Here is a 14,802-nt window from a genome sequence, read left to right as displayed (position 1 = left end):
ACGCCCCCGTGCACGGCCAGCCCCACCCCTCCCCCCACCCCCTCCCGCCCGCGCTGCCCCCCGCGTTGCCCCGTGTGGGCGTCGGCACCGACGTCCACCGGTTCGCCCCGGGCGCCCCGATGCACCTGGCGGGCCTGCACTTCCCGGACGAGGAGCAGGGCCTCGAGGGCCACTCCGACGCCGACGTCGCCGCCCACGCGGCCTGCGACGCCCTGCTGTCCGCGGCCGGCCTGGGCGACCTGGGGTCGAACTACGGCACGGCCGAGCCGGCCTGGGCGGGTGCCGCCGGGACGGCGCTGCTCGCCGAGACGGTACGGCGGGTGCGCGCCGCCGGCTTCGTGGTCGGCAACGTCGCCGTGCAGGTGATCGGCAACCGCCCCCGGATCGGGGCGCGCCGGGCCGAGGCGGAGGCGGTCCTCAGCGCCGTGGTCGGGGCGCCGGTGACGCTGTCGGCGACGACGACGGACGGGCTGGGGCTCACCGGGCGCGGCGAGGGCGTGGCGGCCGTCGCGACGGCGCTCGTCGTCCCCCTCGACCAGCCGGCCGGCTAGGCGCCGAACGACCCGAGCGCGCCGTCGTCACCGCCGAAGAGGGCCTGGGCCTGCTCGCCGGTCAGCGCGCCCAGCTCCTCGGCGAGGGCCTGCTCGATGACCCGCGCCAGCTCGTAGCGGAACGACGCGAGCACGGCCTGGCTGACGACCGGCAGCAGCGTCTCGATGCTGCCGACCAGCGCGGGCCACTTCTCCTCGGGCATGCCCTCGCCGAGGAAGCGGCGCCACACGTCGTCGCGGAAGGCCCCGACGTACGCCCCCGCCATCCGGCCCAGCAGGTCCTGCGACTGGCCGAAGAGCTCGAGCACGCGCTCCTTGCCCAGCCCGAGGCGCATGGCCTGGGCGCCGGCGCGCACGAGCGCGGGCCGCAGGAGGCGCACGGTGTCGGGGTCGACCCGCACCAGCAGGCCGCGCTCCTCGAGGCGCGCGACGAAGTCGTCGTCGTGCTCGATGCCGGCCAGCTCGGCCAGGGCGTCGACCGCGATCTCCTCCGGCTCGACCGTGCCGCCGACGGGGCGGGTGAGCAGCGTCAGGAGGTCGAGGGCGTGGGTCTCGGGCACGTGCGGGTTCTCCGCCAGGGCCTTCTCGACGGCGTTGAGGGTGTAGCCGCGGTCCAGGAGGTCGCGCACCAGCGCGAGGCGGGCGACGTGCTCCTCGCTGTAGTAGCCCTTGCGGCCCACGAGACGGGGTGCGGCCATGAGGCCACGGGTCGCGTACGCGCGGACGTTCCGCACGGTCATCCCGACCCGTGCGGCGAGCTCGTCGATCGTCATCTCCCCGTGGCGCGCACTCATCGCGGCCATCATCGCAGGGAGGTCCCCACCGGCGGGCACGACGCTCAGGCAGCGGCCTCCTGGCGGCGTCCGCCGACCAGGACGACGCCCTCGACGACCCGCACCTCGTACGCCGGCACCGAGACCCCCTCGTCCTCGCAGCAACGACCGGTGCGCAGGTCGAAGGAGCGCCGGTGCACCGGTGAGGCGACGAACGGCACGCCGTCGCGGGACCCGACGATGCCGCGTGCCATCACCGACGCGTGCGCGAACGGGTCGTGGTTGCCGAGCGCGAACACCCGGTCGTCCGGCAGCCGGAACAGCGCGATGGCCTGGCCGTGCACGAGCGCGGTCGCCCCGCGCTCCACCTCGAGCTCGGCCACGCGGCAGACCGGTCGCCACTCCTGCGCCCCGCCCATCGGTCCCCCTCGCTCCGACGGACCGCGCTGCGCCGGCAGGCGCCGCGAGGCCCGAGATCTCGCTGGTCGCTCGGAAACTAGGCTCTGCGTGTCAACGCCGCGTGTCGGTGTGTAACGCCCGTGAAAAACAACCGTCCGGAGGGAGCGCTCGTGAGCGCCGCCGTCGTCCTGCTCGCCGCCGGGTCCGGCACCCGTGTCGGCGCCGGGGTCAACAAGGTGCTGCTGCCCGTCGCCGGTGCGCCGGTGCTGGTGCACGCGCTGCGCTCCGCCCTGGCCGTCGGCGAGGTCGACCACCTCGTGGTCGTGGTGCGCCCCGGCGACGAGGCGGAGGTCGCCGACGCCGTGGCGCCCGTGCTCCTCGAGCACCCGGACCACGCCGACCGCGAGGTGCGGGTGACGGTGGGCGGGGCGACGCGGCACGCCTCCGAGCGCGCCGCCCTGCGGGCGCTCGAGGCGGAGGTGGACGACGGGAGCATCGACGTCGTCGCGCTGCACGACGCGGCCCGTCCGCTCGCCGCCCCGGTTCTGTACGACGCCGTGCTCGCCGCGGCCCGGGAGCACGGCGGCGCGGTCCCGGCGTACCCCGTCACGGGCCTCGTGCGCCGCGACGGCGGCCCGGTGCCGGGCGCGGGGCGCGGATCCCGGACCGTGGCGGTGCAGACCCCGCAGGCGTTCCGCGCCGACGTGCTGCTCGCGGCGCACCGCTGGGCGGAGGAGACGGGCTTCACCGGCACCGACACGGCCTCGTGCGTCGCGGCCTGGGCGGGGCGACCCGGTCACGGTGGGCCGGACGTGGAGGTCGTGGCGGTCCCCTCGGACGCCACCAACCTCAAGGTGACCTGGCCCGGCGACGTGCGCGTCGCCGAGCACCTCATCCGGCCGTGAGCGCCTCGAGCACGGCGAGGTCGGCGACCGACGACACGCGGGCCCCGCTGGCGGGCACCTCGACCAGCACGACGGGGTAGCGCGCCTGCAGCACGGTCGTCAGCGCCGCGAAGTCGGTCGACGGCAGGCGCTCCAGGTCGGCCACGACGCCGGCAGGCAGCACGACGGGCGAGGCCACCGCGGCGAGGTGGTCGCGGTCGACGGTGCCGCCGAGCACGCCGCCGCGCTCCAGCTTCACGGTGTCGGTCACCGGGCGCACCCCGACGACGACCACGTCCTCGGCGACGGCCCGGCGCACGCACTCCAGGATCACCCCGGCGTCGAGGAGCGGGCACAGCGCGTCGTGGAGCACGAACGGCACCTCGGCCTCCTGCACGACGGCCCACGGCGTGCCGAGGGCGACGGCCTCGACCTCCGCCGCGCCGAGGGCCCACGAGGCGCACGCGACGAGCGACTCGCCGTGGACGAGCGCGAACGGCAGCGCGCCGCGCCCCTCCTCCACGACGGCACCCCAGACGGGCCCCTCCACCTCGGGGTACGCCGGCTGCTCGCTGTCCTGGGTCACGCTCGCCAACCTAGCCCGCGACGTCGGCGCCGACGGCGCGCAGCACCGAGCGGTAGACCTCCGTCGTGCGGGCCGTCATCTCGTCGGCGGTGAAGCGCTCCGCGAAGCGGCGCCGTCCCTCCGCACCCTGCGCGGCCCGGCGGGCGGGGTCGCGCAGCAGACCGGCGATCGCCCCGGCGAGGGCCACGGCGTCGCGGGGGCGCACGAGCTCGCCGGTGCGACCCGGCTCGACGATCTCGGCGGTGCCGACCACCGAGGTGCCGACCACGGGGAGACCGGCGTCCATCGCCTCCATGGCGGCCAGCGGCATCCCCTCGTGCAGCGAGGGCAACGCGAAGACGTCCGCGGCGTCGAGCAGGTCGCGGGCGTCGGACCGGTGGCCGACGAGATGCAGGGCGTGCGCGACGCCGAGCGTCTCGGCCTGGGTGCGCAGGGCCGCCTCGAGGTGGCCGGAGCCGACCACGACGACGGCCAGGTCGGGCCACTGCGCGAGGAGGTGGGGCAGGGCGTCGACGAGGTAGCGCTGCCCCTTCATCACGGTCAGCCGCCCCACCGCCATCACGACCGGCTGGTGCGCGTCGAGCCCGAGGGCGCGGCGGGCGGCGGCCCGCCCCGGGGCCGCACGCCGTTGGGCACGGTGCTCAGCATCCCGGGCGGCACACCGATCCGCAGGTACGTCGCCCGCTGCGCCTCGGACACGGTCACGAGGTGGTCGACGTCCGCGATCGCGGCGAAGAACGGGTCGCGCTTGCGTCGCTCCGAGAGCATCCACGGCAGGTGCAGGGTCTGCACCACGGCCGGCACGCCGGCCGCCCGGGCCGCGCGGGCGCCGTCGAAGTTCTCCCGGCCCGTCCCGACGTGGGCGTGGAACACGGCGACGTGGCGCCGGCGCAGGTGGGTGGCGATCGCGGCGGCGAAGCCCGGGTCGCGGGGGTGGGGCAGGGCGACGGGTACGGCGCCCGCGGCCGCCGCGCGCTCGAGGAGGCGCCGGCCCGGGTCGGTGGGCCACGCCATGAGGGTGACGTCGGTGCCCCGCTCCAAGAGGCAGGCGGCGAGGTCGAGCATGTGCTGACCCATCCCGGAGGGGTCCGCCGAGGGCGTGTAGAGGCACGTCGCGGGCGGGACGGAGGACGCGGGCGGGCGGTGGGGGGCACGGAGCACCCGGCGTCCCCGGGCCGGGTCGGGGCGGGGCTCCCGCCGTACCTCCGGACGGGGCTGCGGGCGGGCGCCGGGGTGGGTCCCCGGGAACGTGGGCGTGTCGTGCGTCATGCGACCTCCTCCCGTGCCGTTACCCGGCACGGGGGTCGTTCAGGCGGGACGACCCGGGCACCGGGACGACGAGGGCCCCCGGGGTCATCACCCCGGGGGCCCTCGACGGAAGTGGTGGTGCAGTGGTGGTGCTCAGGAGGCGAGCACGTCGTCCAGGATCGACTCGGCCTTGTCCTCGTTCGTGCTCTCCGCGAGCGCGAGCTCGGACACGAGGATCTGGCGCGCCTTCGCCAGCATGCGCTTCTCGCCGGCCGACAGACCGCGGTCGCGCTCACGGCGCCACAGGTCGCGGACGACCTCGGCCACCTTGTTCACGTCGCCGCTGTGCAGCTTCTCCAGGTTGGCCTTGTAGCGGCGCGACCAGTTGGTCGGCTCCTCCACCTGCTCGGCGCGGAGGATGTCGAACACCCGGTCCAGGCCGGCCTTGTCCACGACGTCGCGCACTCCGACGAGGTCGAGGTTGCACGCCGGCACCCTCACCACCAGGTCCTGCTGGGCCACGATCCGCAGCACCAGGTACTGCCGGTCCTCTCCCTTGATCTTCCGCATCTCGATGTCCTCGATGACTGCGGCCCCGTGATTGGGATAGACGACCGTTTCGCCGACGGTGAAAGTCATATGTCAGGTTCCCCTTCCTAGGGGGTCGAGTCTAACACGGCTCTCATCTCCCTCTCAGGGACGTTTGTGCAGGTCAGCGCCTCGCAAGGGGTTGACAAGACAGGATCCGCTGTGGTGCGCACGCCCGCGGTGGACGCGATCTGCGCGCAAGACCTCCCCGGGCGGCCCGTCGTGACCGATACTCCCCTCCATGGCCGCCCCGACCACGAGCAGCGGGACGACGACGTCCGCGGCGTCGCCGTCCTCGTCCCCCTCGCCGACCTCGACGAGCCCCTCGGACGCCGCTCCCGCGCGCGCCCGCCGACGCATCCCCGTGCCCGGCGCCGTCCGCAACGCCCTGGCCCTCGTCGTCGCCGCCCACCCCCGCCAGCTGGTGCTCACCGCCGCCGCCGTGGCCCTGGCCGCGTTCGTCGCCGGGCGTCCCGTGGAGGAGGTCGCGCTCGTCGGGCTGACGGTGGCGATCGGCCAGGCCGTGCTGGGGTGGCACAACGACGTCGTGGACGCCGAGGCGGACCGCGACGCGGGACGGGCCGGCAAGCCGGTGGCCGACGGGCGCCTCGACGCGGGGACCGTGTGGTTCGCCGTCGCGGCGGCGGTGCTGGCCCTCGTGCCCCTGTCCGTGGCGAACGGTCTGGTGGCCGCCGCTGCGTACGTCGGCAGCCTCGTGGTCGCCCTGCTGGGCAACCTCGTGCTGCGGGGCAGCGTGCTGTCGTGGCTGCCGTGGGCCGTCTCCTTCGGCCTCTACCCGGTCTTCCTCTCGTACGGCGGGTTCGGCGGGCGCCACGAGGGCGAGCCGCCGCACCTCGTCGTCGTCGCGCTGGCGGCGCTCCTCGGCGTGTGCGTGCACTTCCTGCGGGCCCTGCCCGGGCTGGTGCAGGACAACCGCGACGGCCGCCGCCACCTCCCCCTCCGGGTCGCCCTGCGGACGGGCGCCTCGCGGCTGCTGCTGCTCTCCGGGGTGGCGACCGGCCTGGTCGTGGTCGGGCTCCTCGTCGCCGGGGCCACCGTCGGGCTGACCGCCTGAGGGCACGCGTCCCCGGCCCCGGGCCGGACGCTAGGCTGTCGTCCGCCACGCCCCGGCGCGGCGCAGGTCCCGCCCACCGACCGTCGAAGGTAGACACGATGTCGCGCACCCCCGCACGCACCTCCGCCGCCTCCCGCGCCCGCAGGCGCCGCACCGCCGGCGCCGTGCTGGCCGGGGCCCTGCTGGCGGCCCCCGCGCTGACCGGCTGCTCGAAGCTGACCGGCTTCGACGTCGAGACGGACCGGCCCTACGTGCCGAACCACGGGGCGAACTACCGCGTGTCCTCCCTCGACGCGCTCGTGCAGGTCAACGGCATGGTGATCGTGTCCGCGGAGGACGGCCGGGGCACCCTGGTCGCCACCTTCCTCAACACCTCGCGCGACACCATGACGACCCCGCAGATCGAGGCCACCGAGGGCGTCGAGCTGGTCGGCTACGAGCCGTTCGAGCTCTCGGGCAACGAGGCGGTCAACCTCGCCGACGAGACCATGGAGCCCATCACCGTGTCCGGCGACGACGTCGACGCCGGTGCCTCCATCCCGTTCGAGGTCGGCGAGGGCGAGGACGCCCGCACCATGTGGGTGCCCGTCGTCCCCGACGACGACGAGCTCACCACCGAGCCCCGCCGCGACGGGCACGAGAGCGGCGACGGGGAGGAGCACGAGGAGGCGCACGACGGCGCGGAGAACCCCTGGGCCGGTCTCGACCGCTCGGCCGACGGCGTCGCCGGGGAGGCCGCGACGGTCGCCCCGACGACCTCGGGCGAGCCCACCACGTCCGCGACCGACGACGGCTCGGAGGGCTGAGCGCCATGACGCACACCCTCGTGCTCCTGCGCCACGGCCAGAGCGAGTGGAACGCCAAGAACCTCTTCACCGGCTGGGTGGACGTGGCGCTGACCGAGCAGGGTCGCGCCGAGGCCGTCCGGGGCGGCGAGCTCATCCGCGAGGCGGGCCTGCTCCCCGACGTCGTGCACACCTCGCTGCAGCGCCGCGCCATCAACACGGCCGCGCTCGCGCTCGACGCCGCCGACCGCCACTGGATCCCCGTGAAGCGCTCGTGGCGCCTCAACGAGCGCCACTACGGCGCCCTCCAGGGCAAGGACAAGAAGCAGACGCTCGAGGAGTTCGGCGAGGAGCAGTTCATGCTCTGGCGCCGCTCGTTCGACGTGCCGCCCCCGCCCCTGGCCGACGACGACGAGTTCTCGCAGGCCGGCGACCCCCGCTACGCCGACCTCGGTGACGAGCTGCCCCGCACCGAGTGCCTGAAGGACGTCATCGAGCGGTTCCTGCCGTACTGGGAGTCGGAGATCGTCCCGGACCTGCAGGCCGACCGCACGGTGCTCGTCGCCGCGCACGGCAACAGCCTGCGCGCCCTCGTCAAGCACCTGGACCAGATCGGTGACGACGAGATCGCCGGGCTCAACATCCCGACGGGCATGCCGCTGGTCTACCGCCTCGACGCGTCGATGACGCCGACGGTGCGCGGCGGGGAGTACCTCGACCCCGAGGCCGCCGCCGCGGCCGCGGCGGCCGTCGCCAACCAGGGGCGCTGAGTCCCGCCGTACCCCCCGTGACGCCGTCACGACGGCCACCCCACGCACGAAGGGCCCGGAGATCACTCCGGGCCCTTCGTCGTCGGTGGGTCAGCGGGCGACCTGGTGCGCCGACGGGTTCTCGCCCGTGACGACGAAGACGACGCGGTTCGCGACGGAGACGGCGTGGTCGGCGATCCGCTCGTAGTAGCGGCCCAGCAGGGCCAGGTCGACGGCGGCCTCGACGCCGTGCGGCCAGTCGTCGCCGAGCATCGCCGTGAAGGTCGCGCGCCGCAGCTGGTCCATCTCGTCGTCGATGAGGCGCAGGTCGGCGGCCGACTCGGCGTCCCGGTTCGCGATGATCGTCTCGACGCGCGCCGTCATGGTCTCGGCGACCTTCGCCATGCGCTCGAGCGTGGGCCGCACCGGCTCCGGGACCGCGAGCTCCGGCACGCGCAGGCGGGCGATCTTCGCGACGTGCACCGAGAGGTCGCCCATGCGCTCCAGCTCGGTGACCATCCGCAGCGCGGCGACGACGACGCGCAGGTCGCCCGCGACCGGGGCCTCGAGGGAGAGCAGCGCGAACGCGTTCTCCTCGGTGCGCTCGCGGAGGTCGTCGATCTCCTTGTCGGCGGAGATGACGCGCTCGGCGATCTCGGCGTCGCCCGAGAGCAGCGCCTCCGTGGCGTCGGCGACCGCGTGACGGATCAGGCCGGCCATCGTGGCCAGGTCGTCGAAGAGGGAGTCGAGCTTCTCGTGGAAGATGACGCGCATGCCCCGACGGTACGACGTGCCCCGCGGGGCCGCCGACCGCTGCGGCGATCGATGCGTGAACGGGCGGTGAACATCCCCTCGCAGGGGTCCACGGCGGAGGGGGCACGGGTGGAGGATGCGTACGATCGCCGCGTGGACCCGTCGACCCAGGCACTCGTGGCTGCCCTCCTGGGCGCCCTCGTGGCCGGGTCGGCCGTGATGGCCTGGCACATCAGCGACCGGTTGCAGCGCTCCGCCCCGCCCGCCGCCGAGCCCGCCCTGCCCGCCGGCGTCGCCGACGTCCTGTCCGTGCTGCGCAGCAGCGGCCTGGTGGTCGACGACGACGACGTCGTGCTCAAGGCCTCCGCCCCGACGTACGCGCTGGGCATCGTGCGTGGCCGCGAGGTCGTGGACCCGCGCCTGGCCGAGATGGTGCGCGACGTGCGCCGCGACGGGCAGATCCGCGAGCAGGAGATCACGATGGCGCGCCCGGGCTACCCGACGCGCACGATCGTGGCCCGGGTGGCGCCGCTCGGCTCGCGCCTCGTGCTCGGCCTGGTCGAGGACCGCACCCGCGAGCACCGCGTGGAGGCGGTGCGCCGCGACTTCGTCGCGAACGTCAGCCACGAGCTCAAGACCCCCGTCGGCGCCATCCGCCTGCTGGCCGACGCAGCCGTCGAGGCGTCGGAGGACCCCGAGGCGGTCGAGCGCTTCGCGCTGCGGATGATCAAGGAGAGCGAGCGGCTCTCCGTGCTCGTCCAGCAGATCATCGAGCTCTCCCGCCTGCAGGGCGACGACCCGCTGGAGCACGCCGCGCCGGTCGACGTCGCCCAGGTCGTCGAGGCCGCCGTCGACACGAACACGATCGACGCGCAGACGCGCGACGTCACGGTGGCCTTCTCGGCCGAGCCCGACCTCGTGGTGCTCGGCGACCGCGAGCAGATCCTCATCGCGGTCGGCAACCTCGTCGCGAACGCGGTGACCTACAGCCCCGCCGGCTCGACGGTGGCGATCACCGCGAAGGCGTGCGACGACGACGTCGAGATCGCGGTCTCCGACCAGGGCATCGGCATCCCGGCCAGCGACATCGACCGCATCTTCGAGCGCTTCTACCGCGTCGACCCGGCGCGCCACCGCTCGACGGGCGGCACCGGCCTCGGCCTGTCCATCGTCAAGCACATCGCCGCCACGCACGGCGGCGATGTGCGCGTCTGGTCCGTCGAGGGCCAGGGTTCGACCTTCCGGCTCCGGCTGCCCCGCAGCCTGGACCACTCCCCCCACCACGACGACCTCGTCGTGCCCGAGGACCCCCGGGACCTCGTGTCCAGCTCCGAGCTCCGCCCCACCCACCAGGAGGAACGCCCGTGACGCGGGTACTCGTCGTCGAGGACGAAGAGAGCTACAGCGACGCGCTCGCCTACATGCTCCGCAAGGAAGGCTTCGAGGTGGCCATCGCCGCCGACGGCAACACGGCCCTGACCGAGTTCGACCGCAACGGCGCCGACATCGTCCTGCTCGACCTCATGCTCCCCGGCATCCCCGGGACCGAGGTGTGCCGCCAGATCCGGCAGACCTCGAGCGTGCCGGTCATCATGGTCAGCGCGAAGGACGACGAGGTCGACAAGGTGGTCGGCCTCGAGCTGGGCGCCGACGACTACGTCACCAAGCCCTACTCGCCCCGCGAGCTGGTGGCCCGCATCCGCGCCGTGCTGCGGCGCGGCGCCGAGCCGGACCTGTCGCCCTCCACGCTGGAGGCCGGGCCGGTGCGGATGGACGTGGAGCGTCACGTCGTCACGGTCGACGGCAACGAGCAGCGGCTGCCGCTCAAGGAGTTCGAGCTGCTCGAGATGTTCCTGCGCAACCCGGGCCGGGTGCTGACCCGCGGCCAGCTCATCGACCGCGTGTGGGGCTCCGACTACGTCGGCGACACCAAGACGCTCGACGTGCACGTGAAGCGCCTGCGCGCCAAGCTCGAGCCGGACCCGAGCGAGCCGAAGTACCTCGTCACCGTGCGCGGCCTGGGCTACAAGCTCGACCTCTGAGGGTTGGCGGGGGATCGTCGCGGCCCGGCAGGAAACCCAGTGTCGCCGGGTCGGCGGGGTGCCCTAGCGTGCGGGGGTGAGCAGCACTCCCCCGCCCGCCGCGGCCCCCGCCCCGGCCCCCGCGCCCGACGACGTCACGCCCCGCCCGACGGAGCGGCCCTGGCTGCCGGTGGCCGCCGGCGCCGTGACGCTGGTGCTGTGGGCCTCGGCCTTCGTGGCGATCCGCCACCTCGGCGAGTCCGTCTCGCCGGGCGCCCTGTCGCTCGGCCGGCTGCTCGTCGCCGCCCTGGTGCTGGGGGCGCTCCTGCTGCTGCGCCGCCGCTCCTCGCTGCGCTGGCCGGTACGCCGGCACCTCCCCGTCCTGCTGCTCTGCGGCGTCGCCTGGTTCGGGGTCTACAACGTGGCGCTCAACGCCGCGGAGCGGCGCATCGACGCCGGCACCGCCGCCCTGGTGGTGCAGGTCGGCCCGATCCTCGTCGCGCTGCTGGCCACCGTGTTCCTCGGCGAGGTGCTCCACCGGTGGCTCGTCGTCGGCATGGTCGTGGGCTTCGCGGGCGTCGTGGTCATCGCGCAGGCCTCCTCGGGCCACGGCACGGGTGACCTGGGCGGCGTGCTGCTCGCCCTCGTCGCCGCGCTGACCTACGCCGTGGGGGTGCTGAGCCAGAAGCCCGTGCTGGCCCACGCGGGCGCCCTGGAGGTGACCTTCCTGGCCTGCGCGATCGGCGCGGCCGTGTGCCTGCCCTGGGCCGGCGACCTCGTGACGATGCTGGGCGACTCGTCGGTCGACACCGTGGTGTGGATCGTCTACCTCGGGCTGTTCCCGACGGCGCTGGCGTTCAGCACCTGGGCCTACGCGCTGTCGCGCACCAACGCCTCGACGATGGCGCTGACGACGTTCCTCGTGCCGTTCCTCGCCGCGGGCATCGCATGGGTGGCGCTCGACGAGGTGCCCCCGCCGCTGGCGTTCCTCGGCGGCGCGCTGTGCATCGGCGGCGTGCTGCTGACCCGGCGCCGGCCGCGGCCGGCCGCTGCAGGGTCCTAGCCGCGCCGCGCGCCGGCGTCGGTGTCGGGGCCCTGCTCGAGCCAGCCCCGGAACGCGTCGAGGTTGCGGGTCGACTCCCCGCGCTCGATGCGCCACTCCCACTCGCGGCGGATGGAGGTGGCGAACCCCAGCTCGAGGATCGTGTTGAACGACTCGTCGGCGTAGGTCAGCACCGAGCCGAGCAGGCGGTCGAGCCCCTCCTCGCCGAGCCCCTCCAGCGGCAGGCGCGCGTCGAGGTAGATGTCGCCGGTGCGGTCGACGGCGAAGGCGACGGCGTACATCCGCAGGTTGCGCTGCAGCAGCCAGCGGTAGACGCCTTCGTGGTTCTCGTCGGGGTTGCGGCACACGAACGCGTGCACCCCCAGCGCGTGCCGGCCCACGTCGAGGCGCACCGGGATCGTCAGCTTGCGCTCGCCGGGCAGCGAGAGGGAGAAGACGCCGGGGACCTGCTCGTCGTGCTCGATGCCGCCCGCCTCGAGGTAGGCGCGCACCAGCGCGCGGGCCCCCTCGTCGACGTCGGGCTCGGGCTGCTGCTCGTCCAGCTCGCTCACCGGGTCACCGTCCTGCCGTCACGCGCATCGTGCGACGCGCGTGCTCGTACGCCGCCAGCGTGGCCTCCGCGGCCCGCTCCCAGGCGAACCCGCGGGCGTGCTCCAGCGCTCCCGCCGACAGCGCGAGGCGCGCGGCGTCGTCGCGCAGGAGGCGGCGCAGCACCGCGGCCCAGTCGCCCGGCTCGTGGGTGTCGACCAACCAGCCGCTCTCGCCGTGGCGCACGGCCGTCGTCAGGCCTCCGACGCCGGCGGCGACCACCGGCGTACCGGTCGCCTGGGCCTCGAGCGCGACGAGGCCGAACGACTCGTTGTACGACGGCACGGCCACGAGATCGGCGGCGGCGTACCACCACGCGAGCTCGGCCTGGCCGACCGGCGGCACGAACCGGACGACGTCGTCGAGCCCGAGCTCGCCGACCAGCTGCGCCAGGGCCTCCGGGCGGGCCAGCCCCGAGCCCGACGGACCGCCGACGATGGGGACGACGAGACCGGGGCGCAGGGCCGGGTCGTCGGCGAGCAGGCGGGCCACGGCGCGCACCAGCACGTCGGGCGCCTTGAGGGGCTGGATGCGGCCGGCGAAGAGCACGACGCGGGCGTCGCGCGGCAGCCCGAGCGCGGCGCGGACGCTCGCGCGGTGCTGCGGACGGAAGCGTCCGAGGTCGACACCGGGGTGGATGACCTGCACGCGCTCGGGCGCCGCGCCGTACAGGCTCACCAGCTCGTCGGCCTCGCGGACGGTGTTGGCCACGAGGAGGTCGGCCGCGTCGACGACCTGCTCCTCCCCGATGACGCGCACGGCCGGCTCGGGGCGGTCGCCGGCCGCGAGCGCGGCGTTCTTGACCTTCGCCATCGTGTGCATGGAGTGCACGAGCGGCACGTCCCACCGGTCGCGGGCCAGGGCCCCGACCTGGCCGGACAGCCAGTAGTGGGTGTGGACGGCGTCGAAGTGGCCGCGGGGCGCCTCGGCCTCCTGCCGGAGCACCTCGCGGGCGAAGGCGCACAGCTGGGCGGGCAGGTCGGCCTTGTCCATGCCCTCGTAGGGGCCGGCCACGAGGTGGCTGACGCGGACGTGCTCGGCCACCTCCACGACGGCGGGCTGGCGCGACGACGTCGCCCGCGTCATCACCTCGACGTCCACGCCGAGGGCGCCGATGCGGCGCGCGAGCTCGAGCACGTAGACGTTCATGCCGCCGGCGTCGCCGGTGCCGGGCTGGTCGAGCGGCGAGGTGTGGAGGCTGACCATCGCGACCCGCTTCACCCGGCACCTCCTCGCCTCGGCCCGCCCCACGTCGGGGACCGGGCACCGCCGCCCATTGTCCACCCCGGCCCCAAGGTCGGTCAGACTGGGCGCATGTCCACGCCCAGCGCCCCCGCCACCCGCCGTACCGCCGTCGTCACCGGAGCCAGCAGCGGCATCGGTGCGGCGACCGCCCGCACCCTGGCCGCCGCCGGGTTCCACGTCGTGTGCGCCGCCCGGCGCGCCGAGCGGGTCGAGGCGCTCGCCGCCGAGATCGACGGCACCGCGGTGGCCTGCGACGTCACCGACGCCGCCCAGGTCGCCGACCTCGCCCGGGCCGCGGGCGACGTGGTGCACGTGCTCGTCAACAACGCCGGCGGGGCGTTCGGCTCCGACCCGGTCGAGCGGGCGGACGCGGAGCAGTGGCGCGCGATGTACGACGTCAACGTCGTCGGCCTGCTGCAGGTGACCCAGGCCCTGCTGCCCGCGCTGCGGGCCAGCGGCGACGCCGTCGTCGTCAACGTCGGCTCGACCGCCGGCCGGGTGGCCTACGAGGGCGGCGCCGGCTACACCGCCGCCAAGCACGGCACGAAGGTCGTCACGCAGACCCTGCGCCTCGAGCTCGTCGGCGAGCCCGTCCGCATCACGGAGGTCGCGCCCGGCATGGTGCACACGCCCGAGTTCTCCCTCGTGCGCTTCGGCGGCGACCAGGAGGCCGCCGACCGCGTGTACGCCGGCGTGCCCGACCCGCTGGTCGCCGAGGACGTCGCCGACGCCATCGGCTGGGTCGTCACGCGCCCGAGCCACGTCAACATCGACGAGCTCGTCATCCGGCCCCGCGCCCAGGCGGCGCAGCACAAGGTGCACCGCGTGGCGCCCGGCGCCTGAGGGGCCAACTGCCGGCGCCGGGCGGCGCTCAGCCGTCGGCCGCCTGCGCCACGTCGCGGAGACGGTCGACGTAGCGGTCCCACCACGCCTCGTCGGCGTCCGGCAGGTTGTCGTTGCCGGCGGCCAGGCCGCGGGCCCCGTCGATGCCCTCCCGGACGACGTCGGCGTGCCCGGCGTGCCGCGCCGTCTCCGCGATCATGTGGACGAGCACGTGGTGCAGCGTCGTGTCGCCCTGCTCGCCCCACCACGGCACCCGACCCGGGGCGTCGAGCGGGAGCGCGGCGATGGTGTCGTCGGAGTGGGACGCCATCCGGCGGTAGAGGGCGACCAGTTCCTCGGGCGACTCGTCGGGGCGCGCCCACATGTCGGAGTTGGGCTCCTCGTCGGCCCCCGTGGCGATGTCGAGCACCCACTGGGGCGCCCAGTGCGGCGGGCGTCCGAACACGAGCCCGAAGTAGCCCGCCTCGGTGAACGCCAGGTGCTTGACGAGACCGAGCAGGTTGGTGCCCGACGGGGTCGCGGGCCAGCGCTGGTCGCGCTCGGGCAGTCCCTCGAGCTTCCACAGCACCGCCTCGCGGTGCGAGCGCAGGTAGCGTGCAGCACATCCTTCGTGGTGTCCATGCCCGCACGCTAGCGCCGGTGGCGGACCGT

General features: G+C 74.9%; 19 protein-coding genes. 9 read left to right on the top strand and 10 right to left on the bottom strand.

Translation table 11 applies throughout. The features are described 5' to 3' along the window. The first annotated feature begins 65 nt into the window (after positions 1-65). Positions 66-551, top strand: coding sequence for a 2-C-methyl-D-erythritol 2,4-cyclodiphosphate synthase (ispF, locus tag INN71_RS02445; RefSeq protein WP_277500257.1), 486 nt, complete (start codon positions 66-68; stop codon positions 549-551). On the opposite strand, the gene INN71_RS02440 is transcribed toward ispF, so the two are convergent. Both INN71_RS02440 and nirD read right to left on the bottom strand, forming a co-directional pair. Next, complete coding sequence (locus INN71_RS02440) at positions 548-1,345, bottom strand: MerR family transcriptional regulator (protein ID WP_277500253.1); 798 nt, start codon at positions 1,343-1,345, stop codon at positions 548-550. The genes ispF and INN71_RS02440 overlap by 4 nt on opposite strands. A gap of 44 nt (positions 1,346-1,389) precedes the next feature. Next, entirely contained in the window at positions 1,390-1,743 is a 354-nt protein-coding gene (gene nirD, locus INN71_RS02435) for a nitrite reductase small subunit NirD (RefSeq protein ID WP_277500251.1), read from the bottom strand. A gap of 150 nt (positions 1,744-1,893) precedes the next feature. Between nirD and INN71_RS02430 the strand changes: the two genes are divergently transcribed. Continuing rightward, entirely contained in the window at positions 1,894-2,628 is a 735-nt protein-coding gene (locus tag INN71_RS02430) for a 2-C-methyl-D-erythritol 4-phosphate cytidylyltransferase (RefSeq protein WP_277500249.1), read from the top strand. Here INN71_RS02430 and INN71_RS02425 read toward each other — a convergent pair. From INN71_RS02425 to INN71_RS02410, 4 genes are all read right to left on the bottom strand, one after another. Further along, a complete protein-coding gene (locus INN71_RS02425; protein ID WP_277500248.1) occupies positions 2,615-3,193 on the bottom strand; it encodes a 2-C-methyl-D-erythritol 4-phosphate cytidylyltransferase in 579 nt (192 codons plus the stop codon). The two genes, INN71_RS02430 and INN71_RS02425, sit on opposite strands and share 14 nt — an antisense overlap. Positions 3,194-3,203: 10 nt before the next feature. Beyond that, the gene (locus tag INN71_RS02420; RefSeq protein WP_277500256.1) at positions 3,204-3,752 is read right to left on the bottom strand and encodes a glycosyltransferase; all 549 of its coding nucleotides are present in this window, start codon (positions 3,750-3,752) and stop codon (positions 3,204-3,206) included. Further along, positions 3,752-4,462: a glycosyltransferase family 4 protein gene (locus INN71_RS02415; protein WP_277500247.1), complete on the bottom strand. Its 711-nt coding sequence runs from the start codon at positions 4,460-4,462 to the stop codon at positions 3,752-3,754. The genes INN71_RS02420 and INN71_RS02415 overlap by 1 nt, the downstream gene beginning before the upstream one ends. A 132-nt stretch (positions 4,463-4,594) precedes the next feature. Beyond that, positions 4,595-5,080 (bottom strand): CarD family transcriptional regulator, encoded by a 486-nt coding sequence (locus INN71_RS02410; protein ID WP_277500246.1) that lies wholly within the window; start codon positions 5,078-5,080, stop codon positions 4,595-4,597. Positions 5,081-5,270: 190 nt separating this feature from the next. On the opposite strand from INN71_RS02410, the gene INN71_RS02405 reads away from it, so the two are divergent. The 3 genes from INN71_RS02405 to INN71_RS02395 all read left to right on the top strand — a co-directional run bounded on the left by INN71_RS02405 (position 5,271) and on the right by INN71_RS02395 (position 7,659). Beyond that, positions 5,271-6,104 carry a UbiA family prenyltransferase gene (locus tag INN71_RS02405; protein WP_277500245.1) on the top strand — a complete coding sequence of 278 codons (834 nt, stop codon included), beginning with the start codon at positions 5,271-5,273 and terminating at the stop codon, positions 6,102-6,104. A gap of 98 nt (positions 6,105-6,202) precedes the next feature. Beyond that, complete coding sequence (locus tag INN71_RS02400) at positions 6,203-6,910, top strand: hypothetical protein (protein ID WP_277500244.1); 708 nt, start codon at positions 6,203-6,205, stop codon at positions 6,908-6,910. Positions 6,911-6,915: 5 nt separating this feature from the next. Next, complete coding sequence (locus INN71_RS02395) at positions 6,916-7,659, top strand: phosphoglyceromutase (protein ID WP_277500243.1); 744 nt, start codon at positions 6,916-6,918, stop codon at positions 7,657-7,659. Positions 7,660-7,749: 90 nt separating this feature from the next. Here INN71_RS02395 and phoU read toward each other — a convergent pair whose 3' ends face one another. Beyond that, entirely contained in the window at positions 7,750-8,412 is a 663-nt protein-coding gene (gene phoU, locus INN71_RS02390; protein ID WP_277500242.1) for a phosphate signaling complex protein PhoU, read from the bottom strand. 132 nt (positions 8,413-8,544) lie between these two features. On the opposite strand from phoU, the gene INN71_RS02385 reads away from it, so the two are divergent. The 3 genes from INN71_RS02385 to INN71_RS02375 all read left to right on the top strand — a co-directional run bounded on the left by INN71_RS02385 (position 8,545) and on the right by INN71_RS02375 (position 11,475). Continuing rightward, positions 8,545-9,759, top strand: coding sequence for a cell wall metabolism sensor histidine kinase WalK (locus tag INN71_RS02385; RefSeq protein WP_277500240.1), 1,215 nt, complete (start codon positions 8,545-8,547; stop codon positions 9,757-9,759). Next, on the top strand, positions 9,756-10,433 hold the full coding sequence (locus INN71_RS02380; RefSeq protein ID WP_163774485.1) for a response regulator transcription factor: 678 nt from the start codon (positions 9,756-9,758) through the stop codon (positions 10,431-10,433). Before INN71_RS02385 ends, INN71_RS02380 begins: the two co-directional genes overlap by 4 nt. A 76-nt stretch (positions 10,434-10,509) precedes the next feature. Then, entirely contained in the window at positions 10,510-11,475 is a 966-nt protein-coding gene (locus INN71_RS02375) for a DMT family transporter (RefSeq protein WP_277500239.1), read from the top strand. Here INN71_RS02375 and INN71_RS02370 read toward each other — a convergent pair. Together INN71_RS02370 and mshA are read right to left on the bottom strand one after the other, a co-directional pair. Beyond that, the gene (locus INN71_RS02370; protein WP_301799691.1) at positions 11,472-11,969 is read right to left on the bottom strand and encodes a YbjN domain-containing protein; all 498 of its coding nucleotides are present in this window, start codon (positions 11,967-11,969) and stop codon (positions 11,472-11,474) included. The genes INN71_RS02375 and INN71_RS02370 overlap by 4 nt on opposite strands. 61 nt (positions 11,970-12,030) lie before the next feature. Beyond that, positions 12,031-13,284, bottom strand: coding sequence for a D-inositol-3-phosphate glycosyltransferase (gene mshA, locus INN71_RS02365; RefSeq protein WP_277500237.1), 1,254 nt, complete (start codon positions 13,282-13,284; stop codon positions 12,031-12,033). 93 nt (positions 13,285-13,377) lie between these two features. On the opposite strand from mshA, the gene INN71_RS02360 reads away from it, so the two are divergent. Further along, positions 13,378-14,151 carry an SDR family NAD(P)-dependent oxidoreductase gene (locus INN71_RS02360; RefSeq protein ID WP_301799390.1) on the top strand — a complete coding sequence of 258 codons (774 nt, stop codon included), beginning with the start codon at positions 13,378-13,380 and terminating at the stop codon, positions 14,149-14,151. Positions 14,152-14,179: 28 nt separating this feature from the next. Here the strand turns inward: INN71_RS02360 and INN71_RS02355 are convergent, their stop codons facing one another. Next, positions 14,180-14,719 (bottom strand): DinB family protein, encoded by a 540-nt coding sequence (locus tag INN71_RS02355; RefSeq protein WP_277500235.1) that lies wholly within the window; start codon positions 14,717-14,719, stop codon positions 14,180-14,182. Between the last annotated feature and the right edge of the window lie 83 nt (positions 14,720-14,802).

Source organism: Nocardioides sp. ChNu-153, assembly GCF_030466625.1.
Classification (GTDB): domain Bacteria; phylum Actinomycetota; class Actinomycetes; order Propionibacteriales; family Nocardioidaceae; genus Nocardioides.
The sequence above is the reverse complement of the archived record's forward strand: the minus strand, read 5'-3'. Positions and strand labels throughout refer to the sequence as shown.